The 21,325-nt window shown below is 60.7% G+C and carries 22 protein-coding genes and 1 pseudogene; 16 read left to right on the forward strand and 7 right to left on the reverse strand.

What is annotated here, in order from left to right:
* The first annotated feature begins 167 nt into the window (after nucleotides 1–167).
* The 5 genes from QRN54_RS16210 (at nucleotide 168) to QRN54_RS16230 (ending at nucleotide 5,004) form a co-directional block, all read left to right on the forward strand.
* Nucleotides 168–1,832 carry a hypothetical protein gene (locus QRN54_RS16210; RefSeq protein WP_285182423.1) on the forward strand — a complete coding sequence of 555 codons (1,665 nt, stop codon included), beginning with the start codon at nucleotides 168–170 and terminating at the stop codon, nucleotides 1,830–1,832.
* 46 nt (nucleotides 1,833–1,878) lie between these two features.
* On the forward strand, nucleotides 1,879–3,132 hold the full coding sequence (locus tag QRN54_RS16215) for a wax ester/triacylglycerol synthase domain-containing protein (protein ID WP_054780856.1): 1,254 nt from the start codon (nucleotides 1,879–1,881) through the stop codon (nucleotides 3,130–3,132).
* A gap of 137 nt (nucleotides 3,133–3,269) precedes the next feature.
* Nucleotides 3,270–4,154: an MBL fold metallo-hydrolase gene (locus QRN54_RS16220; protein ID WP_042452347.1), complete on the forward strand. Its 885-nt coding sequence runs from the start codon at nucleotides 3,270–3,272 to the stop codon at nucleotides 4,152–4,154.
* 186 nt (nucleotides 4,155–4,340) lie between these two features.
* Nucleotides 4,341–4,802, forward strand: a complete 462-nt coding sequence (locus QRN54_RS16225) for an Hsp20/alpha crystallin family protein (RefSeq protein WP_007726499.1) — start codon at nucleotides 4,341–4,343, stop codon at nucleotides 4,800–4,802.
* A gap of 58 nt (nucleotides 4,803–4,860) precedes the next feature.
* Nucleotides 4,861–5,004 carry a hypothetical protein gene (locus tag QRN54_RS16230; protein ID WP_168422070.1) on the forward strand — a complete coding sequence of 48 codons (144 nt, stop codon included), beginning with the start codon at nucleotides 4,861–4,863 and terminating at the stop codon, nucleotides 5,002–5,004.
* A 356-nt stretch (nucleotides 5,005–5,360) separates the two neighbouring features.
* Here QRN54_RS16230 and QRN54_RS16235 read toward each other — a convergent pair whose 3' ends face one another.
* The gene (locus QRN54_RS16235) at nucleotides 5,361–6,077 is read right to left on the reverse strand and encodes a TetR/AcrR family transcriptional regulator C-terminal domain-containing protein (protein WP_058038923.1); all 717 of its coding nucleotides are present in this window, start codon (nucleotides 6,075–6,077) and stop codon (nucleotides 5,361–5,363) included.
* A 223-nt stretch (nucleotides 6,078–6,300) separates the two neighbouring features.
* Here QRN54_RS16235 and QRN54_RS16240 point away from each other — a divergent pair, with 223 nt between their 5' ends.
* The 4 genes from QRN54_RS16240 to QRN54_RS16255 all read left to right on the forward strand — a co-directional run bounded on the left by QRN54_RS16240 (nucleotide 6,301) and on the right by QRN54_RS16255 (nucleotide 9,838).
* The gene (locus tag QRN54_RS16240) at nucleotides 6,301–7,599 is read left to right on the forward strand and encodes an ice-binding family protein (RefSeq protein ID WP_070160393.1); all 1,299 of its coding nucleotides are present in this window, start codon (nucleotides 6,301–6,303) and stop codon (nucleotides 7,597–7,599) included.
* Nucleotides 7,600–8,253 (forward strand): class F sortase, encoded by a 654-nt coding sequence (locus QRN54_RS16245; protein WP_058038921.1) that lies wholly within the window; start codon nucleotides 7,600–7,602, stop codon nucleotides 8,251–8,253. It begins immediately after the preceding gene.
* 95 nt (nucleotides 8,254–8,348) lie between these two features.
* Nucleotides 8,349–9,500, forward strand: a complete 1,152-nt coding sequence (locus QRN54_RS16250; protein WP_063315140.1) for an alkane 1-monooxygenase — start codon at nucleotides 8,349–8,351, stop codon at nucleotides 9,498–9,500.
* The gene (locus tag QRN54_RS16255; RefSeq protein WP_063314901.1) at nucleotides 9,497–9,838 is read left to right on the forward strand and encodes a hypothetical protein; all 342 of its coding nucleotides are present in this window, start codon (nucleotides 9,497–9,499) and stop codon (nucleotides 9,836–9,838) included. The genes QRN54_RS16250 and QRN54_RS16255 overlap by 4 nt, the downstream gene beginning before the upstream one ends.
* Before the next feature lie 78 nt (nucleotides 9,839–9,916).
* On the opposite strand, the gene QRN54_RS16260 is transcribed toward QRN54_RS16255, so the two are convergent.
* From QRN54_RS16260 to QRN54_RS16275, 4 genes are all read right to left on the reverse strand, one after another.
* The gene (locus tag QRN54_RS16260) at nucleotides 9,917–10,333 is read right to left on the reverse strand and encodes a hypothetical protein (RefSeq protein ID WP_058038919.1); all 417 of its coding nucleotides are present in this window, start codon (nucleotides 10,331–10,333) and stop codon (nucleotides 9,917–9,919) included.
* A 15-nt stretch (nucleotides 10,334–10,348) separates the two neighbouring features.
* The gene (locus QRN54_RS16265) at nucleotides 10,349–11,179 is read right to left on the reverse strand and encodes a pentapeptide repeat-containing protein (RefSeq protein ID WP_253741467.1); all 831 of its coding nucleotides are present in this window, start codon (nucleotides 11,177–11,179) and stop codon (nucleotides 10,349–10,351) included.
* 175 nt (nucleotides 11,180–11,354) lie between these two features.
* On the reverse strand, nucleotides 11,355–12,173 hold the full coding sequence (locus QRN54_RS16270) for a peptidoglycan DD-metalloendopeptidase family protein (RefSeq protein WP_285182424.1): 819 nt from the start codon (nucleotides 12,171–12,173) through the stop codon (nucleotides 11,355–11,357).
* Between the two features lie 689 nt (nucleotides 12,174–12,862).
* Nucleotides 12,863–14,578, reverse strand: a complete 1,716-nt coding sequence (locus QRN54_RS16275; protein WP_058038916.1) for a 3-ketosteroid-delta-1-dehydrogenase — start codon at nucleotides 14,576–14,578, stop codon at nucleotides 12,863–12,865.
* Between the two features lie 187 nt (nucleotides 14,579–14,765).
* On the opposite strand from QRN54_RS16275, the gene QRN54_RS16280 reads away from it, so the two are divergent.
* From QRN54_RS16280 to QRN54_RS16300, 4 genes are all read left to right on the forward strand, one after another.
* The gene (locus QRN54_RS16280; protein WP_156423194.1) at nucleotides 14,766–14,906 is read left to right on the forward strand and encodes a hypothetical protein; all 141 of its coding nucleotides are present in this window, start codon (nucleotides 14,766–14,768) and stop codon (nucleotides 14,904–14,906) included.
* Between the two features lie 159 nt (nucleotides 14,907–15,065).
* Entirely contained in the window at nucleotides 15,066–15,614 is a 549-nt protein-coding gene (locus tag QRN54_RS16285) for a hypothetical protein (protein ID WP_003943619.1), read from the forward strand.
* A gap of 469 nt (nucleotides 15,615–16,083) precedes the next feature.
* On the forward strand, nucleotides 16,084–16,506 hold the full coding sequence (locus QRN54_RS16295; protein WP_007726468.1) for a hypothetical protein: 423 nt from the start codon (nucleotides 16,084–16,086) through the stop codon (nucleotides 16,504–16,506).
* A gap of 97 nt (nucleotides 16,507–16,603) precedes the next feature.
* Nucleotides 16,604–17,854 carry an amidohydrolase gene (locus tag QRN54_RS16300; RefSeq protein ID WP_285182425.1) on the forward strand — a complete coding sequence of 417 codons (1,251 nt, stop codon included), beginning with the start codon at nucleotides 16,604–16,606 and terminating at the stop codon, nucleotides 17,852–17,854.
* A gap of 84 nt (nucleotides 17,855–17,938) precedes the next feature.
* On the opposite strand, the pseudogene QRN54_RS16305 reads toward QRN54_RS16300, so the two are convergent.
* Nucleotides 17,939–19,096: pseudogene (locus tag QRN54_RS16305) on the reverse strand (MFS transporter); the annotation flags it as partial.
* A gap of 49 nt (nucleotides 19,097–19,145) precedes the next feature.
* On the opposite strand from QRN54_RS16305, the gene QRN54_RS16310 reads away from it, so the two are divergent.
* Nucleotides 19,146–19,595, forward strand: coding sequence for a winged helix-turn-helix transcriptional regulator (locus QRN54_RS16310; protein WP_007726458.1), 450 nt, complete (start codon nucleotides 19,146–19,148; stop codon nucleotides 19,593–19,595).
* 23 nt (nucleotides 19,596–19,618) lie between these two features.
* Nucleotides 19,619–20,221 (forward strand): hypothetical protein, encoded by a 603-nt coding sequence (locus QRN54_RS16315; RefSeq protein WP_081557470.1) that lies wholly within the window; start codon nucleotides 19,619–19,621, stop codon nucleotides 20,219–20,221.
* Between the two features lie 107 nt (nucleotides 20,222–20,328).
* Here the strand turns inward: QRN54_RS16315 and QRN54_RS16320 are convergent, their stop codons facing one another.
* Nucleotides 20,329–20,550, reverse strand: coding sequence for an RGCVC family protein (locus QRN54_RS16320; RefSeq protein WP_003941442.1), 222 nt, complete (start codon nucleotides 20,548–20,550; stop codon nucleotides 20,329–20,331).
* A 238-nt stretch (nucleotides 20,551–20,788) separates the two neighbouring features.
* On the opposite strand from QRN54_RS16320, the gene QRN54_RS16325 reads away from it, so the two are divergent.
* Nucleotides 20,789–21,133 carry a PNPOx family protein gene (locus QRN54_RS16325; protein ID WP_037129595.1) on the forward strand — a complete coding sequence of 115 codons (345 nt, stop codon included), beginning with the start codon at nucleotides 20,789–20,791 and terminating at the stop codon, nucleotides 21,131–21,133.
* Nucleotides 21,134–21,325: the final 192 nt, after the last annotated feature.

Raw genomic sequence — 21,325 nt, forward strand, 5'->3', positions numbered from 1 at the left:
CAGGTCATGGCAAAACTCAGCTACACGGCGAATACCTTTGCAGTACACGCACTCTCGTTCCACTCACAACAACCAACGCAGCGATCGGCACTCTCGCCGCAACCGACACAGATGGACAAACCTCACAATTCGCAGATTCAACGTGCCGATCATGCGACAATCGGACGGTGAACGAGACCGCGAGTGGAGTTTCGCACCCGCACCGACCGCGACTGCTGAGCGTCGGCGTCCTACTCTCCGCCGCCCTCCTGTGGTCCACTCCCCTCGCCGCTGCCGGGCCCACCGAACCTGGGCCGGCCAGTTGCATATCATTCGGAACCGCCCAACTGCCACCAGGTGCGCCCTCCGGTGGAGGTCGAGTCGGGTTGGCAAACCTACCGACATTCACCGGTTCAACCGCCCCCAGCTCGGTCCAGATCCGCACGCCAACTACGCAATTCAATCGTTTCTGGGACTTCGCGCTAGTCGACCACGACTTACTCGCTCGGCCGCGAGAGCCAGGCGCATCAACGGCTCAACCGTGGCGTTTCGTGCCGATGCCCGGGTGCCTGCGTGGACGATTGGTCGGGATATCACTGGACGACGACGAACTCGTCGCTGTCGACGACAACGGCTGGATCTACACGATGGACAACGCATCCCAGGATCCGCTGGTGTGGAATTGGACCTCGGCATGGGGCGCACCGCTGTGGAGCGGTCCCGGCCGACAACTCCCCGGAGACCACCCGAACGGGTGGGCACTGAGCGTCTCGTCGCCTTGGGACAACCAAACTTTCACCGACGTCGCAGGACGGATTCACTTCGTCGGACTCGCCAAGATGACGATGATCCCCACGTTGACCGGGGACGGCAGCCGGATAACCTACGCGGACCCGTGGCTGCCCAACGACGACAGCTACGAGATCGGCGGCCCGCTCGGCGGGCGATTCCAGGCGGACTCGCTGTCGGCGGCCGGATCAACCACTTTCGTGATGAACAAGTACGGTGACATGTACACCCGCACATTTGATTTCGATTCTTCGGGATCGGACTCGATCTTCTTCCGCTACAGCTGGGAAGATCAGTCGGACAAGCCGTCGGCACCCAACCTCGTGGCCGAAACACTCGACCGCAACACCGCCGCGATCCAACTTCCGGCCCCCGACTGGGTGCACCAGCCCAAAATTCCCGGTGAAGTTACATCCGCGATCAGTGTGCACTCACTCGGTCCCGGCCCGAACCGGCGGGAGTTGCGTGTCGAGGGTCTCCGCGGCGCCGAATCCGGCTTCTGGCACAAGGATCTCGTCGGCGGCGACTGGGAGTTCACACCGACCGGCGCGTCCCTCCTCGGCACACTGATCGAAAACGCGCCGACAGACCGGTCGACGGATACCCTGTCCCCCGCTGCCCCCTGGCACTTGTCCACGACCTTGCCCGCCCGCGACGGTGCCATCGACGGTCAGACTCTGATCGACATCGGGTTTCCGTACTCTGTGGTGGATCCGCGCATGCTCGACGCGATCGGCCAGCACGCACAACCGTCCGGATACCGACTGGACGTGGACCATTTCGACCCGGTCGCCACCACGCGGACCGCGACCGTGACTGCACCGGATGGCACGGTTCTTCCGGTCGTCCTGCACACCGCCGACGGACTACGGATGGCTCCCCGCGCATCCGGCCTCGATGCCGATCCGCGCCACCTCGTCGGGGCAATCGAGATCCCGTCGGACGCGTACGCGGATCGGGCATCGAACCCCGCTCTGGACGCGTTCGTGCAGGACTGGATGCACGGAAACCCCATTGCCGCGATCACGCTCAGCGCCACCGACCACGACTTGGTGATCCGCTAGCCGAAAACAGCGCCGTCCACCATGTCGCCTCGATTAGGCTCAGCAGATGGTCGACACCACACCCGACGTGCCGATATCACCCGTCGACGCTGCGAGCTTCCAGCTCGGTGTGCACGTCCAGCCCTACCTGGTCACTATTGCCGGACTGCTCGCTCCTGGTGGCTTCGTCGATCGAGACGGTCGACCTGATCTAGTGCGACTTCACCGCACTCTCGCCGCTCACATCGCGCAGGAGCCGTTACTGCGGCAGCGACCGATCATGCGGAACGGGTCATGGTGGTGGACGGAAAACGACATCGACTTCGACCTCCATCTCTCGCTTGACGAACGCGGGCCTACAGAACCCGACTTCGAATCCGTCTGTGGTCGACTCGTGATGCAACCCCTCGACACCACCCGACCGTTGTGGCACATCGCCTTCGTTCCTGCAGCTCGACCGGGTCTGTGCGGCATTGTGATCCGAGTGCATCACGCGGTTCTCGACGGCGCCAGAGCCAGCGACCTTTTCGAGCGCTTGTTCGCCTCACCTGATTCGAAAAGTACCGACCCGGGCGCTCCCGTGCCGAACATCCCTCCGAAGGCCGCGGGTTCCCTCGACCTCCTCCGATTTCGAATCGGTACTTTCCTGCACCGGCCAATCCGATCACGGGTGTTGCTGGGCGCCATTGGTCCCACGAGATCGATCTCGTCCGTCAACGTCCGCACCTCTCTGATCGAGCATGCCGCGCAGCAAGCGGGAGGCACTTTGAACGATGCCTATCTCGTTGCGGTGGGCGGCGGACTGCGATTCATCCTCCAAGAATGCGGCGAGCCCATCCCCAAGTCGATTGCGGTATCGGTACCCGTCGCAGTCACAGCGATCGGTAGCGCACGCAATGCCGTCGGGTTCATGATCATCGACCTTCCACTTCGTGAAACCGACCCACAACGCACAGTCGCGATCGTCGCGAAGCAAACCGCTGCGGCCAAACCTTCCGCACGCGCTGCGGGAACAACCTTTCGGTCACCGCGTATCGCCGGCGTTTTCGACAAGCTCGCAAAGCGGCAGCACATGATCGGTGCAGTCGCGTCCAACGTCCATGGACCGCGCGGCCCGCTCACGCTCGACGGGGCAGCGCTAGTCGAACTCTGGCCTCTGGGCCCGTTGGCGGGCAATGTCCGCGTCGGCTTCACCGCAGCGTCCTACAACGACACATTCTGGATCGGAATCCAGGCCGATGCCGAGCATCTCCCACCTGCAAGCAAGATCGCCCGAGCCGTCGAACGGACTCTCGACGAAATAGCCGGCACTGCACACTGACTGGATCTACTGCCACTATCCGATGCACCTCGCCGCTTGGGCAACGGATACTGTCGAGACGTCTCGACAGCATCTCCACTGATTCGAGCCTGCAAGCCGGTGTCGTCACGACACGATCGTCACGAGGAAGGCGAAAGATGTTCACACCTGCAGAATTCGGCAAGGTCTCGGTACTGGTTCCTGAGAACGGTGGTGCCGTCCCCTACGGGAACACCGTGGTAGTGCACGGATCTGAAAGCACGCTCGTCATCGACCCTTCGCTCTCCCTCGACCGCGACCCCGTCGGCGCAGACCTCGTATTCGTCAGCCACGGGCACGAGGACCACATCGCCGGACTACGCCATTTCGACACCCCGGCCTATGCGCACCATCTCGACGCACCCGCAGTCGCATCCCTCGACACGATGCTCACCAATTACGGCCTTCCTCCGAACGAACGAGTCGAGGTCCAGCAGTCGATTGCTACGCAATACGGCATACCCCCGACCCACGAGAACGTGTCGGGGATCGCGGGCGGCCACGTCTTCGACCTCGGCGACCGCACTGCGACAGTCATTCATTTGCCAGGGCACACCCGCGGACACTGCGGGGTCCTCGTCGAACCAGACGGCTTCTTCTACGTCGCCGACATCGACCTCACCTCCTTCGGCCCGATGTACGGCGACCTGGGTAGCAGCGTCAACGACTTCCTCGACTCCATCGACCACGTCGCAACGATCGACGCACGCTGGTACGGAACATTCCATCAGAAGGGCGTGGTCGAGGGCAGCGACGAGTTCCGTCGCCGGTTGTCCGCATACCGCGACAAATTACTGAGCCGCGAAGACCGTCTCATCCAATTCCTCGGCGAACCAAAACTCTTGGAAGACATAGTCGCTCATCGACTCGTCTACCGCCCCCACGTATCGGCCCCGTACGTCGACGCCGTCGAACGACGGACAGCTCAGCTACACCTCGAACGACTCATCGCATCCGGTGCCGTCACAGTCGACGAAGACAAGGTGTTTCGCCGGACCCTCTGACATCCCTGGCGAACTGATCGCGCCATTTCGGATACTTCCGAAAATCGGACCGAAGTTCACCGAAAAAATCTGGCACTCGAGGTTGCAGAGTGCCAGTTTGGCTGGTTATCATGTTCTCGCACAGTAAGTTCGGTCGCCGTCGAGGTGACGGTGACCTTTCTTAGACGATACGGGAGGTGTGTTGCTGTGCTTCGTTTCGATCCTTTCACCGACATCGACGCGATCACCAAGTCCCTGCTTGCCACCGGAACCGGCAGCAGCCGAAGTCCACGCTTCATGCCGATGGACCTCTACAAGATCGATGACCACTACGTCCTTCACGCCGATCTTCCCGGCGTCGACCCAGGATCAGTGGACGTACAGGTAGACGGCTCGACCCTCACCCTGACCGCGCACCGCAGCGCCATTTCCGAAGAGGGAGTGACGTGGCTGGCCGGTGAGCGTTTCACAGGAACATACAGAAGGCAGCTGTCCATCAGTGAGGACATCGATTCCGAACGGATCGTCGCCTCATACGACAACGGCGTGTTGACCGTGACCTTACCGATCGCAGAGAAGGCGAAACCGCGGCGGATCGAAATCTCGTCGGGGCCGCCGTCCCGCACCGCAAACTCCGAGGTGAAAACCCAAGGACAGATCGAAGCCTGACCTGAACGGCTTGGCACGAAATCGACTGTACGAGAGCCTTTCATCCAGGAGGTCCACTATGCCCGCGCCAATCATGCCCCCCGCCGCAGCTCTGGCTGAACCGGTCGTCTGGAACGAAGACCCGCAGCGGCAAGGCTGGTGGAAGCGCATCCTCGCGGCCACCCCGCCCGAGAACCCCACCAACGAAGAATTTCAACCGTGACAAAACCAGACCGTGTTCGCCGAATACGGTCACCCACAAATGAATTGATGCCTTCCGTCCGTCCACCGAGGCGGACGGACGGCATTTACAGGCGCTCTACACACGTTCAGCTCGATGAAGCATTCCGGCCGAACCGAAGAGCCATCACCTGCAGCAGGTCAGGAACCGCCCGAAATGGGCGAAGCAGGACGAAACACTCACACAACAAGGACGAAGCTCGCCGCCACCTGCCAACCGTGACTCGTACGGTTGAAATGTAGACGTCAGTGACTGCGCTGACGCTTACCGACCTCGTCGGTCCCCTGAATTGTGTGGCCGTCGAGGTCGTCTCATGTCTATACCCAAACTGAAAGTGGTCAGCCCTCAACCCTCGTCGGAGGAGATGCCGTCGCCAGACCCTCCAGAAGGATTGCCAGACCGCGCTCGAGTTCGTCCTGCCCGTCGTAGTGAGCCATGATCGTAGCCATCGACCGCAGTCTCGGAAACTCGGCAAGCGCAAGCCGATGCAGACCGAGCCGCAAGAGATCGTCCGTCTCCTCGGGATTTTCGACTATTTCCTGAAGCTCGTTGAGAATGTGCCCGTTGAGGAAGCCGAACACTGCTCGGTAGATGTGTAATGCGTCTTCAGGAGTGAAACCGGCCCGTATCAGCAGTTCGAGAATCGCTTCGACGTAGCGCAACGTCCCGGGAGGACGCAATCCGAGCGGGGTGGACAGCGGCCGAGTGACCAGCAAAGGAACCACGTTGGGGTGCGTGAGCGCGAGGCGGCGATACCCGTACGCAACTGCGTGCAGCTGCCCCCTCCAGTCGCGATCGGACGGGTCGACGACCAGTTGTTCGAGCACGGTCTCGACGACCCCGTCCAGCAGGGCCGCCTTGTTGGCCGCGTACCTGTAGAGAGTCATCGGATTTCTGTCGAGCGCTTTGCCCAGTCGGCGCATGGAGAGGCCGTCGGCACCTTCCTCGTTGATGATCGCCAACGCCGTCGAGAGTACGAGCGCCCTGGTGAGGGGCTCCTCGCGGTCCGCGGCGGGAATCAAACCCTTAGTGCGATCTGGCGAGTGTCCGGTCATTCACAAAACATACATCGTATGCCTACGCGTTGACAGAACAGTACGGCTGGTTTACTGTTCGGATACGCCCTATGCATACAACGTATACACACAACGTATACCCGGAATGTCCGGATTTACGTGGGCGCTCATCGATACGTTCCGGCGCCGGAGTCGGCGCGGACGTACGGACTCACTTTCGTCGCATGAGTCCCTTCTTCAAAGGATCGAAGATGAACAGAACATGACAGCACCCACCGCAACACGACGCTCGCGGTTCTTTCAATTCTCGGGTATTGCAACGATTTCCGTTTTCTCCGTCGGCATTCTCGTCTTGCCGGCCGGCACTGCCGGCGCGGAAGCGACTGCTGTCGGACTCGGCACCGCTGAGCCCTTTGCAGTCCTTGCCGGAGCAGGAATCACCAACACCGGACCGACAACCCTCGGCGGCGATATCGGCACGTATCCGACTCCAACCATCACCGGTGTATCGGACCTGACGATTACCGGCACCAATCATGGTGGCGACGCGGTATCGCAGGGAGCGAAACCCGACGTGTTGACTGCCTACAACACTCTTGCCGGTCAGGGACCCACACAACCGACGGGAGCCGACTTGACCGGTCGGACACTGGTTTCGGGTGTCTACAACTCCGGTTCGTCGATCGCACTGTCGGGAACCGTCACCCTCGACGCGCAAGGTGACCCCGATGCAGTCTTCGTCTTCCAAGCGGGATCAACGCTGATCACATCGTCGTCCAGCACCGTTGCACTGATCAACGGAACGCAGGCGTGCAATGTTTTCTGGCAGGTTGGAAGTTCCGCCACCCTGGGCACCAACTCCGTCTTCCGAGGAAACCTGTTGGCGCTGACAGACATTACTGCCACAACCGAGGCAACCGTCGAGGGTCGACTGTTGGCGATCAATGGCGCGGTCACTCTCGATACGAACACCGTTACGATCCCGACCTGTGCGCCTCCTGTCACGACTACGACCCCGACCACTACGACGACTACGGTCCCGCCTGACACCGCGACAACTACCACCACGACTGTGGTCCCGCCGGAGGTGACTACAACCACGACGGTCGTCCCGCCGGAGGTGACTACAACCACGACTGGTACACCGGTGGAAGCGACGACCACCACACCAGGGCCGAACGGCACGACTACAACCACTGTGGACGTACCGCCGATCATCACGACCAGCCGAAACATTCCGTCCATACCCGAGATTCCCGGTCTCCCACCACTGCCGGGAATACCTCCCACCGTTCCCGGGACGGTAACCGTCCCGTCTCGGGTGCCGACGACGTCAGCTTCTCGAACGGGTACCCCGACCACTCAACCGGTAGGCCCGGAATCCCCGAATGTTCGAGCCCCTCAGGTGCAGCAGGTACCACGAGGGTCGGTCGACACCGGTGACGGAAGCACACAATCCCAACGCGGCGGACAGTCCAGTGGAGGGTGGATCGCCCTGCTCGTCGGCTTCTTCAGCGTCGTGGCTATGTCGGCCCTCGTCATCCGTCGGACAAGTCGATAGATGAAAGACGAAAACTCCGTGATGGCTCCGCGAACTCGCCGAGCCATCACGGCTCTCGCCCTTACTGTTTCAGTACTCGTAACGGTGGTCGGATGCGCCGGCGGACAATCCGACAGCGGAAATTCACAACCACACTCGTCGCCTCGACAAGACACCACATCCGCGCCGCGCGCCACTGACTCTGCACTGCCCGAAAGGGCGCCGGTAACTGCTGACCACCGCCCCGCGCGCCTCGAAATCCCGTCCATCGGCGTCGACACCGACATCATCGATCTCGGACTCGATACCGATGGAGCACTCGAGGTCCCACCGGATGGGAAGGACGCAGGGTGGTACACCGGCGCTCCCGCCCCCGGTGAGGTCGGACCGGCAATCATCGCCGGCCACGTCGACTGGCAAGGCACCGACGGGGTCTTCTTCGATCTGCGGAATCTCGAAACAGGAGCCGACATCATCGTCACCCGCGAAGACGGAAGTCGCGCAGTGTTCACCGCTACCAGTGTCGAACACTTCCCCAAAGAGGACTTTCCCACCGACGTCGTATACGGCGACATCGACCACCCCGGACTCCGGATCATCACGTGCGGTGGATCCTTCGACGAAACCGCACGCAGTTACAACGACAACATCATCGCATTCGCCGACCTGGCCTAACCGCCTGAGACGCCGCAGCACACCACTTCGAAAGTCCGCACGAACCGTTGGAGAACAATGACCGTATTCCACTTTCCCGTGCTCGAGAAGTTTCGATGACAGACACCGACGACATTCGAGCGAGCGCCGAAGCAGGTGTCGACGCTCCTGCATGGCGGGATCGGAAGCGTTACTGGTGGCCGTTGGGATTGCTGATCCCGCTGAGTCCCTTCCTGTCCTGGCTGCTGGTCGAATATTTGCACCTCGGCCTGTTCTGGGCGACCGGTGCCTGGATCCTGATTCTCGTCATCCCGATCGTCGACGTCGCAGTCGGCGCAGATGGCCGCAGCCCACCCGACAACGTGATCGCGGCATTGCAGGACGACCGCTACTACCGATGGTGTACCTACCTGTTCGTGCCACTTCAATACGCTGGCCTCGTCTTCGCCGCATGGTGTTGGGCGCACGCCCCGATGGCAACCGGAGAGAAGATCGCACTGGCGATGACCGTCGGCGTCGTTGCGGGCGTCGGTATCAATGCCGCACACGAACTAGGCCACAAGAGCAGCCGCCTCGAGCGGCGGTTGGCGAAAATTGTGCTCGCTCAATCGTTCTACGGGCACTTCTACATCGAGCACAATCACGGTCACCACGTCAACGTTGCGACGCCGCGCGATCCCGCCAGTGCTCGTTTCGGGGAATCGTTCTGGATATTCTTGCCCCGCAGCATATTCGGAGGTCTGAAATCGGGCTGGCGGATCGAATCAGCACGCCTGCGCCGGCAGGGTTCACCCGCACTGTCACCTCGAAACAACATCGTGCAGGCATGGTCGCTGAGCGCCGCACTGTTCGGGACGTTGATCACCTTATTCGGGTGGCAGATACTGCCCTGGCTGCTCCTGCAAGCCTTGGCCGGGATCACGTTCCTCGAGGCCGCAAACTACCTCGAACACTACGGATTGCTCCGTGCGCGAAGACAAGACGGCAGCTTTGTCAAAGCCCGGCCCGAAGACAGTTGGAACAGTGATCATCTCTTGTCCAATTTGTTCCTGTACCAATTACAACGACACAGTGACCATCACGCGAATCCGCGTCTGCGCTACCAATCTCTGCGCAGCGCTCCAACCGCTCCGCAACTCCCTGCCGGATACGCGGTGATGATCGTCTGCGCTGCCGTACCACCACTGTGGCGGCGGATGATGGATCACCGTGTCCTCGGCTACTACAACGGCAACGTCGAGCTCATTCACACCAAGGCGACGATATGAATGACAATGCCCGAGACGACGACCACAGCGACGGGCACTACACGGCCACCGGGCCGACCAAACACGCCAGAGCTGCGTACCAGCCGGCGCGCACCCGGCTCAGACGAGCCGCACCGAGCCTGGACGTCGTCGCTGCCGCGGAGTACCTGTTGACCCAGCCCGACGCATACCTCTATCGCCGCCGATACCTCGACCTGATCACTCAAACCCCCGGGCCCGACGGAACATCGATCACCGACTACGCCGCAGCTGAACGCTACCTACTTGTCACCGCTACCGCGCACCGCAGAACTCACAGTGAGGTTCGTCCATCGCCGGCACCCGGCGATTTTCTGTGAAGTGGTCACCGCAGTGTTTGATGCCAGAGAGTGACAACAGCCTGACGAATGCGGGAGCGCAGCATTTGTCATTTGCCATCACAGCTTTGATTCGCGCTCGCCAATGTCATCGAGGATCAAGAACTCGATCTTCGCTCGCTCCCCGTCCGCATCGAAGTCGTTGTCGCGGTCTGAGACACGCGTGATCAGTTCCGTCAGTGCCGCATGGATCGTCGTGTACAGAAATGCACGCGGGTCGGGCACCCCCATCACGTCGTCAGTGTTCATCTGTACCTGCGCCGTAGCGGTACGCCTGCCCAGAAACACACGCGGAAGCCGGGTCCCGGTCGGATCGGTCACCACGGAGATGTCGCCACCAACCACAACAAACAGATCGAAGTCGTACTGCATCGCGATGCCCCTCAGCCGGTGTCTGAGCCGAGTCAACTCCTCGATGAAGTCAAGCGGCACCGACGGTCCACCGAATACTGTCCTGAACGTGACCCCGCGAGTCATCGATCTGCCCCCCCTTTACGAATCATCCATTTCAGGATCGAGGGCCATACCCTCTGTATCCCCCACGCCAAGTGCTCGGGCATATCGACCGGCATACCGCTCCAGTGCGACTGCTGAATCGGCCTCACCTTCCCATTGATCCGGAATCGCGGTGCCGTCACACGTTGTTCGCGACACTTGCGCCTCGGAGAACTCGACAGCGGTCCGGGTGAAGGAACACCGCACAAAACTCGTGGCCGCCGAGAATCGTGCGCCGCCGAAAGTACACTCCACGAATGAGGTATCGGCGAGCTGCGCACCAGTCAGGTCTGTGTCGTCGAATGCGCATCGTTCGAACACAGTATTGGGCACGGAGCGGAGCCCGCGTGCTTTGGCTCCAGTGAAATCGCAATCGACGACCCTCGGTCCGAGCGCCACACGCGAGAGCGTCGCACCCCGGAAACTGCACCGTTCGAGTCGGCGATTGAAACGGGGCTGTCCGGTCAGTGCCACGAAATCGAAACGGCAGTCGAATAATTCGGATTCGAAGACGGAGATCGAACCCCGAGCGAAGCTCAGATCAATCCGTTCCAACGTGAGATACCGAATGTCCAATCCAGCGCTACCCGCTGTCAGGCCACGCACATCGATCAGCCCGTCATCGGTCTCCGCCCGTGGGGAGACGAGAGTGTGGGGAGGCTTGACGATCCGCGACTGATCGAGCAATTGCGCCCGTAAATTATCGACGTCCTCATCTGACCAACGTCGACGTAGGGAGGTGATCGCGGACCGGTTCACGGGCTCAATAGTATCGGCAAGATCCCCAGCGATTGGCCGTGGCTGTCCGAGAAGCGAACCACCACGCATCAGTACTTCGGTAGGAATCACTTCTCGGAGCGCGCAAAACAGCCGGACCGTGAAATACACGGCCCGGCTGCAGCGCTCACGCACACCAAGTGGAACTCGGAGTCAACTGGGGTACTGAAACCGGTCGTGTACGAGTAGTTGACTCATCCCCGGATCAGTATCGAATTATCAACTCTCACAAGTTGATCACGTCGCCCACAAAGATCTGATCGGGATTGACGATCTGCGGATTCATGTCCCACACCTGCTGCCAGGTGAGACCTCGTTCTGCCGCGAGGTCGAACAATGTATCACCGGCCGCAACGACTACCTCTGAGCCGGACGCTGGAGTCTCCGACTCCGGAATGCTTTCTACCGGTGCAGATTCGGATGTCTCAGAGTAGACAACAGGAGCAGGCGCCGGTTCCGGTGCAAATTCGGGTGCTACGTCCTGTGCCGGCGCGGGCGCGGGCGCGGGCGCGGGCGCGGGAACAATACTCGACCCGGTATCGCACGCCCCGATCGAACTCAGGAAGGACATGGGATCGACTGCGCCTCCACTGTGAATGCGGAGATGCAGATGTGGACCGGTGGAGCTACCGGTGTTGCCCGTTGCCCCGACCTCGTCGCCTACCTCGACGTGTTGCCCCACACCGACCCATGTTTCGGAGAGGTGGCCCATCTGAATCTGCTCGCCACTGTCCGCTTCCAACTGGATATACGTTCCATATCCACCCGGATCATTGGGTCCGGCAACAGAAATCGTGCCCGATGTGGGCGCGTGGAGCGCGGTGCCGACGTTGACAGCGAAGTCGACTCCGTCATGTCCCGCGTGGTAACCCTGCGAAAGTGATCCGCTTACCGGCCACTCCCAATTGCAACTCGCCGACCAGCCCTGCGCACCGGCGGTACCTGCATTGGCTACTGCTCCGGCCCCCACAAGGGCGCCCAGTCCCGCAGTTACGGCGATGAATCGTTTTGTGCTGGAAGGCTTGTGTTTTCTGTGCTTACTCATGTTTTCCTTGACTGATGTGCTCGGAGCAGGTGCAGGCTCTACCCGCAGACAGCACTCAATACGTGCTGAGCTACTTGGTGTATCGCACCAAGACTCCGTTGGAGTGAAATGTTCGGATCGCGCCATGGAGAGAGGTACGGTGACCGCTCTCGAACGCGAGCGCGCGCATAGACCCGCAGGTCTGTATCTCCTGGTGACAGCACAGGAGATACGGGTTCTACATCGAGGCAGTGCCTGAATCGATCGTTGATCGAGGACTACGAATGCCGGAACAAACCGAAGGCTTCTCATTCGAAGATCGACAGGGTGGGTGTCTACCCGGATGGTCGGAAAGAGGGTGGAACATGGAGATCCTTGCGTTGCGGATGAGGAATCACCTCATACGCTGTCGCTTCACGACGCTCCACACCACGGTTGAATTACCTGGGTACATACCTGTTTTTGCGCATTCGACCCGACCGGTCGATATCAGGCGCGCCTTCGGTGGATGGCATCTGGTCGAACAATCGCCAGTGCCCCATGTCACTTCTGGAGACGATACCGCGTCTTGGTCACCCGGCGCGTCAGCGTTACCGAGATGGGACATACAGGCGGCATTGCTCCTACAAGCCGAACGGGAGACCAGTGCACGTTCCCGGCATCGGAAACGCGTGCTGATCTCCCGTTCGGCGATCTGTTGCCTAGTGGATCTACTGCTGAGTCGCAGCTACTTTCTCGGCTGCGTGGTGAGCGGCAATGTATCCGTAAACCAGCCCCTGGCCGATCGTTGCACCGGCGCCCGGGTAGGTGTGACCGAATGCGTTGGCCGCAGTATTGCCGATCGCATACAGGCCGTCGATCACGCTGCCGTCCTCACGAAGCACGCGTGCATGCTCGTCTGCCTGCACACCGCCGCAGGTGCCGAGGTCGCTGAGCGTCATCTTCACCGCGTAGAGGGCACTCGTGTCGAGCTTCCTCAGGTTCGGGTTCGGGGACACTGTCGGGTCGCCGTAGTACCGATCGTATGCACTTCCGCCGCGACCAAATTCCGCATCGCTACCGGCAGCAGCGGCCTCGTTGAACTTCTCGAAGGACTCGGCAAAAGCCTCCTCGGGAAGACCGACCTTGCGGGCAAGCTCGACCGGACTGCTCGCCTTGTGCGCGATGCCGGAGTCGAAAAATGCCTGCGGAAGCGGCTGACGGGGGAAGATACCGCCTGCGAACACGTAGCTGTTGCGGTACTCCTGGTCGAAAACAAACCACATCGACTCGGCCGGATCTCCGGCCTTTTCCCGTTCGAGCACGCGCTGGCCGAACGACATGTAGTCCGTCGCCTCGTTCACGAATCGACGACCGGTCTGGTCGACGATGAACGAGCCTGGCAGCGCACGCTCTGCGAGCATCACCATCGGCGGGCGGCCCTTGATGCTTGCCACCGCCGGGAACCACCACGACTGATCCATCGATCCGATACCTGCGCCGAGCTCTTGTGCTGCCTCGATCGCTTCGCCGGTGTTGCCCTCTGCGCCCAGGCTCTCGTGCTCACCGAGCCTCTCCGACTGGTACTTGTGGCGCCACTCCATGTTGTGGTCGAACCCGCCGGCTGCCAGAACGACACCACGCCGAGCGGTCACCGTCACTTCACGTCCGTCTTGCACCACAACTGCACCCGTTACGCGGCCATCTTCGGTGATGAGCCGAACCAACGACGTTTCCGTCCACACCGGGATACCGGCCTGGACCACACCTGCGAACAGGCCGGCGGCGAGCGCCTGACCGCCTGCGATGTATTCACGCTTGAGTACGTACTTGCCGTAAACGCCCTGCGCCAGGCGGCGGATGATGCGAGGGAAAGCCTTGCTCGGCTTCTTCACCATCAGGTTCATCCACTTGTAGTCCGCACCTGTCACCGGCATCGGCAGTCCGGCTTCCATCAAACCGGGCCGCAGGCGACCGCGTTCCGCGCCGAGTACCGACGCGTCGAACGGCAGGCACTCGCAGGTACGTCCGGCGGCGCTACCTCCCGGCAGTTCGGGGTGGTAATCGGAGTATTCCTTGGCCCAGAAGAACTTCATGGGCGTCGTGCGGTAAAGCATGTCGACGGTGGCCGCACCGTTGTCGACGAATGCCTCCCCACGTTGGGCAGGGGCAGTATCACCGACCACCGACCGCACGTATGTCTTCGCGCGCTCAACGGTGTCGCCCGCACCGGCTTTCGCCAAGATCGGGTTGGCAGGCATCCAGAACGCTCCACCGGACCGCGCCGTCGAACCGCCAACGTACTGCGTCTTCTCCACGATCAGCGTGGACAAGCCGAGCTCGTTCGCGGTGAGGGCGGCAGCCATGCCGGTACCGGACCCGATCACCAGTAGATCGACAACGATGTCCTTGGCTTGTGTCGCGGGGGGTGCCTGATTCTTCGCCATTGAACAAATCCCTTCACGTGGTTATCGACGTAGAACGCTAAGGCAGTCGCGGCGCAGAAGGTTCCGGATGCCCAGTCAGCGGGACATTGCGAGTGGATTGGCGAAGAACGGCTCCTGCCACGGTTCGGGCGTTGTGCCCGCCCCAGCAGAATCGCGGCTTGCCTTCTTCGATGTCTACGCTGCTCACGTGAGGACAAATCCCAGCTTCGGCATCGTCGACGAAACGCTCGGCACCCTTGCACGCGGCATGCTTCCCCGCCTACGCCACGTCTTCGAGCAGCACCAGGCTCTTCACCGTCTGGCCGTCGAAGCGATTGTCAACGTCTGACAGACTCGTGCGGTTTGCATTTCATGGACGGGTACTGGCCGGCGGTTCGTTTCAACGGCGACGATGGCGTGATCGAGGTGACTGTCGAATCCTGACCGCGATCCTCGTCTCGGGCTGTCGGCTGATGTTCCTCGGCACTGATGAAGAATAATCATCTACATGAAATGGAACACCCCTACAGAGACCGGCTGGTTCGTCAACCTCGCCGAAGGTGGTTCGGCCGTATCGATATTCGATCCGTCGGGGAACGTTCAAGGCGAACTGATTCCCGCATCCGACGACGGATCGGAGAGCGTTGCCGGCGGGCGGAAGAGGAAATCGTCAACAGCCGAGCAGGATCGATCCAGGCTCACATTCCGTAAAGGCCGACCTGCATCACTTCGATTGTCCGACGGAACGATCGGGACCCTGATCGACCAGAAGCCCAAGGCCATGCGCCGCAAGAACAAGCTGTGCGAAGTCGATATCGCGGGCAGAACATACCTCTTCGTTCATTCATCGGGCCGAAAGGCAACAGCCCGGCGTGACGGAATCGCATTGGCACACATGGAACGTGGCCGATGGTCCGGTAGAAGCACCGTCGCCAGAAGAACCCTCACGGCAACGGACGCCCTTGACGAATGTGTCCTGACACTGTTTCAGAAGGTAGTGACACCTGGACGTACCGGCGCCTTCGATCAGGTACTGACCGACCTCAGCAACATATGACGTACGCCATATTCGGTGGATCTCAACCGCACTCGAGATACTGACTTTCAACTCTCGGGTCCACGGACATGCCTTGGACACAATGAGTTTCACATCTCGGAGCGGAAGGCTGAAACCAGATCATGGTAGTGTCGACGCTTTGAACACGCTCGCCCAGCGATTGTCGCCAGGTGCGATGATCACAGATCCAGATCTACTCCAGTCCTATCGGCAGGACTGGAGTTTCGATCCCGCAGCCGGAACACCGGTTGCCGTAGTACGTGCTTCGACGACGGCAGAGGCGGTTCGACGGACGGCATCTGAGGCCGCCACATGTAGCGAATAGCGACGAGTACCTGAATTCTCCTGTGCAACCGGATACGGTGAGGCTGTCGTCTTCAATGCGGCGATGCAAGAAGGGAAGCTACGACCAAAACGTTACGTCGGGGAAGACAAGCAAATCACCTGGACATGGCTGGAGGCCTCCGTGATGAATCTCGTTCGCCGACTGAGCGTCTGCACATCCGTCGTGATCGCTTCTACTCTGACGTCGGTAGCGCTCGCATCCGCCGCGGTGACCATTCCATTCCAGGTCAACCCTGCGCCGTACGGCAACCCGAACGGCAGCTTCGACGCGCCGGCCGTCCGCTGCGTAGCTGTCGTCGGTGAACAACCCGGCACGGTGACGATCACCGGAGGCAAGGAAGGCCGGTGGGGATGCCTGCTCTCGTCCGAAGTGCGCTGGCTGAACCTTTCGACCGGGGCCTCCGGCTCGGCTCGGCTCTCGGACGGTCTCAACGGAGTCCCAGCAGAGGCGATCGTGCAGACCGGGACCGGTCAAGTCGCTGTTGCCGTGCTGTCCGTGGCCGGATCCATCATCACCCCAGGTGTCACATCGTTCTACGTGCCGTAGCACCAGACTCCGCATCACCGGCACCGTTGGACCTAAGGTCCTGTTTACCGACCCGTCATCCCGGTTAGCCTGAAAAGACGCTACCGAGAGGACACTCATGACCTCGTCAGTGCACGAAACGATCGCCGTGGATCTGGATTTGATCGACCTGTACAAGGACCTCCACAGCCATCCGGAACTGGGGTTTCACGAGCAACGAACATCCAGTCTGGTGGAAAGACATTTAACAGCACTTGGATTCGACACCACCACCGATGTCGGGACTACCGGAGTCGTCGGAGTCCTGAAGAACGGAGTGGGCCCCACAGCGCTGCTGCGTGCGGATATGGACGCCCTCCCGGTTCGGGAAGAAACCGGATTGGACTACGCCAGTACCGTGACAACGACCGACGATCAGGGAAAGACCGTCTCGGTCAGCCACGCGTGCGGCCATGACCTGCATACGACCTGCTTACTCGGTGCGGCCCGGATCCTCTCTCAGGATACGACGACCTGGTCTGGCACTCTTGTCCTCGTCTTCCAACCGGCTGAGGAACTTGGCGCGGGTGCGCAAGCCATGGTCGACGACGGACTGTTCGAGCGATTCCCGAGGCCCGACATCGTTCTCGGACAACATGTATCGCCGCTACCGGCAGGCACGATCGCCGGGCACGCCGGCCCCTCGTATGCGGGATCGGACTCACTTCGTGTGAGACTGGTCGGAAAGGGCGCCCACGGATCTATGCCGGAGAACTCGGTCGATCCCGTGGTCATGGCAGCCGAAACCGTGTTGCGTTTGCAAACTGTCATCTCACGCGAGGTCCCGAGTACTGCCACAGCTGTCCTCACCGTCGGCTCCATCCATGCTGGAGATGCCGCCAACGTCATTCCCGGCGAAGCAGAACTGCAACTCAACATCCGCAGCTACGACGCAGGTGTGCGTCAGCGCATCCTGGACAGCGTCGACCGCATCGTCCGGGGCGAAGCGGCCACCGCCGGTGCACCCACCCCACCGACCATCACCGAGACGGAGCACTTTCCGATCGTCGTCAATGATCCGGCAGCGCTGGACAAGACACTCGATGCGTTTGCCGAATGGTTGGGGACGAACAAGATTCTCGATCCCGGAGCGGGAGCAGGTAGTGAAGATGTCGGCATTCTCGCGACCAGTGCCGGTGCGCCACTGTCGTACTGGCTGTTGGGCGGTACCGACCCTTCACTGTTCACGACAAGTGACATGACTGATCCGGCTTTGCGAACCGTGCCGTCGAACCACTCTCCGCACTACGCTCCCGTGATCGAGCCGACCCTGACCATCGGTGTGAACGCCTTGGTCGTCGCGGCCAGGACGTGGCTCCCAACTCCCTAGAGTGTTGCGGGTCCGCAATCGATCGATCGTCCATTCGATCAAGGCTGCAAACGCGTAGGCGCCGCCGAGAATACTTGCAGCGCCCCACCCTGCCGCGTCGAAAACCATAGTGGTGGAAACCGCCCCAGCCGCGCTGCCCAACGAATAGAACACCATGTAACTACCGATGATCTGCCCCGACGATTCCGGTGTGTTCGCGACGATCAGATTCTGGCTCGTGACATGAACAGCCTGCACGGCGAAGTCCAACGCAACAACACCGACTACGAGTAACACCAGCGAGTGCGTCGCCTGCGCGTTGAATACCCACGACAGCAAGAGAACGACCAACGACGCCCCGGTGACGCGTTGCGCTTTGCCTTGATCGGCCCACCGACCGGCACCGACCGCGCCCAATGCTCCAACCAATCCTGCGATTCCGAAGAGCCCGATCTGTGTGGTCGACAACCGCCATGGTTCCTCACTCAACGGCAGGGCCATTCCGCTCCACAAAGCACCAAAGGACGCGAAAAGGAACAAGGCGATCAGGGCCCGGGTGCGAAACAGTCGGTTCGTAAGCGTCAACGTCACGACAGACCCCATTGCACGCACGTACGAACGCCTATCGTGTTGCGAACGAGGATCTTTCGGCAGCATCGTCAGCGCGACGGCCGCGACCAGTACCGAAATGAAAGTGGATCCCGCGTAGACCGCCCGCCAGCCTGCCAGATCCGCAACTGCGCCGGCGACAGTCCGAGCGAGGATGATGCCGACGACAACGCCGCTGGTGATGACACCGATGTTTGCGCCCCGCTCGTCCGGGTCACTGATTGCCGCAGCATAGGCAACTATGACTTGAACAACTACCGAGAACGTGCCTGCGACCGCCATCCCGATCAACAGCTGCAGATTCGTGGTGGCCAGAGCAACAAGCATCGTTCCCGTTGCAGCAGCGACGATCTGGATTGCGATCAATTTCTTTCGATTCACGAGATCGCTCAATGGCACCAACACGATCAACCCCACCACATAACCGAGTTGGGCGAGTGCGACTACGAAACCGAGGCCGGCCGGAGGAATGGAAAGATCCGAGCCTATTTGCCCGAGGAGCGGCTGTGCGTAGTAGATGTTGGCTACCGAGACCCCGCAGAGCACTGCGAGCAACAGGCGAAGTCCGCGAGACATTTTCAACTTGCCCCGCGCGTTCTCGACAGCATGACGTGCAGTCACTTCCACCTCAACTTGGTTGCGTTTTGATACCATTTGGAGGTTACGTCAATACAGTTTCAAAACGCAACCAATGAGGAACTCGATGCCGGATCGCGCACAATGGACGGACCCGCACTGCCCGACGGCCCGAGCGGCCGACATCATCGGCGACAGATGGTCGCTGCTGATCGTGCGTGACGCCTTCGACGGGTCATCGAGATTCAGTCAGTTTCAACGAAACCTGGGCATCGCAAAGAACATTCTCACGGACAGGCTCAAAGTCCTTGTCGAGCAGGGAATCTTCGAAGTCCAACCGAACGCGCAAGGTACCCGCAACGAGTACATCCTGACCGAACGCGGTATGGATCTGTTCATCGTGATCATTAGCCTGCGACAGTGGGGAGAGCGCCACGCCTTCGATGACGGTGAGCCACACTCGATCTTGATCGACGACACCACGGGCGATCCGGTTCCCAGGCTTCGACTGATCAACACACGGAATATCGACCTGGACCCTACAAGTACACATGTGGAGAAGGTCGAGGAAGGTTGACCCGCAACTCGCCAGATTGACAGATGGGCGCACATGATTCGAAGTGCGCGCATACTCCGACTATGACTGTCGATCTCGAGTTCTCCTGGCCGCAGTTTCTCTGGATTGCATTCATCTTCGTCGGCGTGCCCGCAACTATCGGCGCGAGCATCATCTGGACAATCTGGCGTTCGGAACGAACTGGCCTGGAGCACTCCACGACCGCCCTCGGCGGCGGGCACACGGGATCGGGCTCACTCGGACTGTGGAGCACCGGCCTGTTGGCCTTTGCACTGGGCTTTCTGTCGTGCATGGGCTGGCTCAGCTGGTCAGCCGACTACAAAGGCGGATTCCGCGGCCCCGGCCTGCCTGCCCCGACACAGTTCCCCACCTGGCAGGTCGTCGCCTGTGGACTGACAGTGATTCTGGCGTGTTTCGGTTCCGCCCATTGCTCGCGATGGATGAAGGCCGGCGGTATGACGGCCGCTGCCGGCACTGCTGCGGGATTCACCACCGCATTCAGCATCGACGCCAGTACTGATGTCACCGGACAGGCAGGCGTGGGCGTCGCACTGTCCACGATCGGATGGGGCCTCACCCTTACCGCACTGATGCTTCTGCGCAGCAAGTGGTCGCAACGAGGGTGAATCTGTCACTCAGTGCGGTTCACCCGCGGCGCGTTCAGTGGCGCGGGCAGTGTCGTCGAGGTGACAGTCGAATCTTGGCGTATGAATTGACGTGATGCCCAGGCGGATCAGTATCGCGAGTAGTGCTGCATCTCCTCGCGATCTGCAGCGCAGATGCACTTTCGATCGAGACCGCGGTCGGCAGTCACTGCGCAGAAGCGAACCCCGAGCGGATCGTGGGATTCCATACTGTGCTGACACGCCGGGCAGATCGACGGTGTTTTCTGATCCTCGTCAGTCGACTCGGATTGCCCTCGTGCATTCGACACATCGGACGGGTTCGACGCCATACCGGCGCTCCAGTTCTCGGCCGTTCGACCACAGACCGGGTTGGCGTCGAGGACGACATGGCTTGACCGCGCATATTCGAATGACCCTCGACGTACCCCACGCTACTCGCTTCGGCACACCGGTTTGTACCAATTTCTGCCCACGCGACAATCCCGGTCGAGCAGGATAGAACTACTGCACGCACCATTTCCGTGCAGGATTCGAATTCGTGCAGCATTCGTCGTGAAAGGGCTTCTCGTGAACACTTTCCAACGTGTATCCGCCGCCGTGAACGTAGTGGTCCAACCACTGATCGGCGCTCCGATCGTAGGCAAACTACTGGGCCGTTCCATGACCGTCATCACCTACGTCGGACGCAAGTCCGGTCGCACCTTCAGCGCGCCCGTGTCCTACAAACGAAAAGGCGACCATGTGACGATCGGCGTTGCCATGCCGGACAAGAAGAGTTGGTGGCGCAATTTCTACCCGGAACAAGGTCCGATCGTTCTCCAACTGGACGGTATCGATCGCCCCGGCGAGGCACTCGCACACCGAAAAGGCAAGGGTGTCTACGTCTCCGTCGAACTCGCTCCCGTCGACTGAGCGGATCGAACAGCCACCGGTGCAATCACATTCAGCTCACACCCACCGCCTCACGAGATCTGGGTGATTCAGATCTCGTGACGGTCGGGACCTTTGACTCTGTGCAATCGAGACTCGGTCTCGCACCCTTCGACGCGGGTTTTTTGTCGACCATCGGTCGGACAACCCGATCCTGTCGGGACATTACCGTCC

Origin of the sequence: Rhodococcus sp. MEB032 (assembly GCF_030208925.1) — a bacterium.
GTDB lineage: Bacteria > Actinomycetota > Actinomycetes > Mycobacteriales > Mycobacteriaceae > Rhodococcus_F > Rhodococcus_F qingshengii.

What these genes read in the sequence shown, in the direction of transcription:
- QRN54_RS16315 (WP_081557470.1), top strand. Translation starts at nt 19,619, where the DNA reads ATGGGCGCACATGATTCGAAGTGCGCGCATACTCCGACTATGACTGTC.
- QRN54_RS16250 (WP_063315140.1), top strand. Translation starts at nt 8,349, where the DNA reads ATGACAGACACCGACGACATTCGAGCGAGCGCCGAAGCAGGTGTCGAC.
- QRN54_RS16310 (WP_007726458.1), top strand. Translation starts at nt 19,146, where the DNA reads ATGCCGGATCGCGCACAATGGACGGACCCGCACTGCCCGACGGCCCGA.
- QRN54_RS16275 (WP_058038916.1), bottom strand. Translation starts at nt 14,578, where the DNA reads ATGGCGAAGAATCAGGCACCCCCCGCGACACAAGCCAAGGACATCGTT.
- QRN54_RS16235 (WP_058038923.1), bottom strand. Translation starts at nt 6,077, where the DNA reads ATGACCGGACACTCGCCAGATCGCACTAAGGGTTTGATTCCCGCCGCG.
- QRN54_RS16270 (WP_285182424.1), bottom strand. Translation starts at nt 12,173, where the DNA reads ATGAGTAAGCACAGAAAACACAAGCCTTCCAGCACAAAACGATTCATC.
- QRN54_RS16260 (WP_058038919.1), bottom strand. Translation starts at nt 10,333, where the DNA reads ATGACTCGCGGGGTCACGTTCAGGACAGTATTCGGTGGACCGTCGGTG.
- QRN54_RS16285 (WP_003943619.1), top strand. Translation starts at nt 15,066, where the DNA reads ATGAAATGGAACACCCCTACAGAGACCGGCTGGTTCGTCAACCTCGCC.
- QRN54_RS16265 (WP_253741467.1), bottom strand. Translation starts at nt 11,179, where the DNA reads ATGCGTGGTGGTTCGCTTCTCGGACAGCCACGGCCAATCGCTGGGGAT.
- QRN54_RS16255 (WP_063314901.1), top strand. Translation starts at nt 9,497, where the DNA reads ATGAATGACAATGCCCGAGACGACGACCACAGCGACGGGCACTACACG.
- QRN54_RS16230 (WP_168422070.1), top strand. Translation starts at nt 4,861, where the DNA reads ATGCCCGCGCCAATCATGCCCCCCGCCGCAGCTCTGGCTGAACCGGTC.
- QRN54_RS16215 (WP_054780856.1), top strand. Translation starts at nt 1,879, where the DNA reads ATGGTCGACACCACACCCGACGTGCCGATATCACCCGTCGACGCTGCG.
- QRN54_RS16320 (WP_003941442.1), bottom strand. Translation starts at nt 20,550, where the DNA reads ATGGCGTCGAACCCGTCCGATGTGTCGAATGCACGAGGGCAATCCGAG.
- QRN54_RS16245 (WP_058038921.1), top strand. Translation starts at nt 7,600, where the DNA reads ATGAAAGACGAAAACTCCGTGATGGCTCCGCGAACTCGCCGAGCCATC.
- QRN54_RS16295 (WP_007726468.1), top strand. Translation starts at nt 16,084, where the DNA reads ATGAATCTCGTTCGCCGACTGAGCGTCTGCACATCCGTCGTGATCGCT.
- QRN54_RS16300 (WP_285182425.1), top strand. Translation starts at nt 16,604, where the DNA reads ATGACCTCGTCAGTGCACGAAACGATCGCCGTGGATCTGGATTTGATC.
- QRN54_RS16220 (WP_042452347.1), top strand. Translation starts at nt 3,270, where the DNA reads ATGTTCACACCTGCAGAATTCGGCAAGGTCTCGGTACTGGTTCCTGAG.
- QRN54_RS16240 (WP_070160393.1), top strand. Translation starts at nt 6,301, where the DNA reads ATGACAGCACCCACCGCAACACGACGCTCGCGGTTCTTTCAATTCTCG.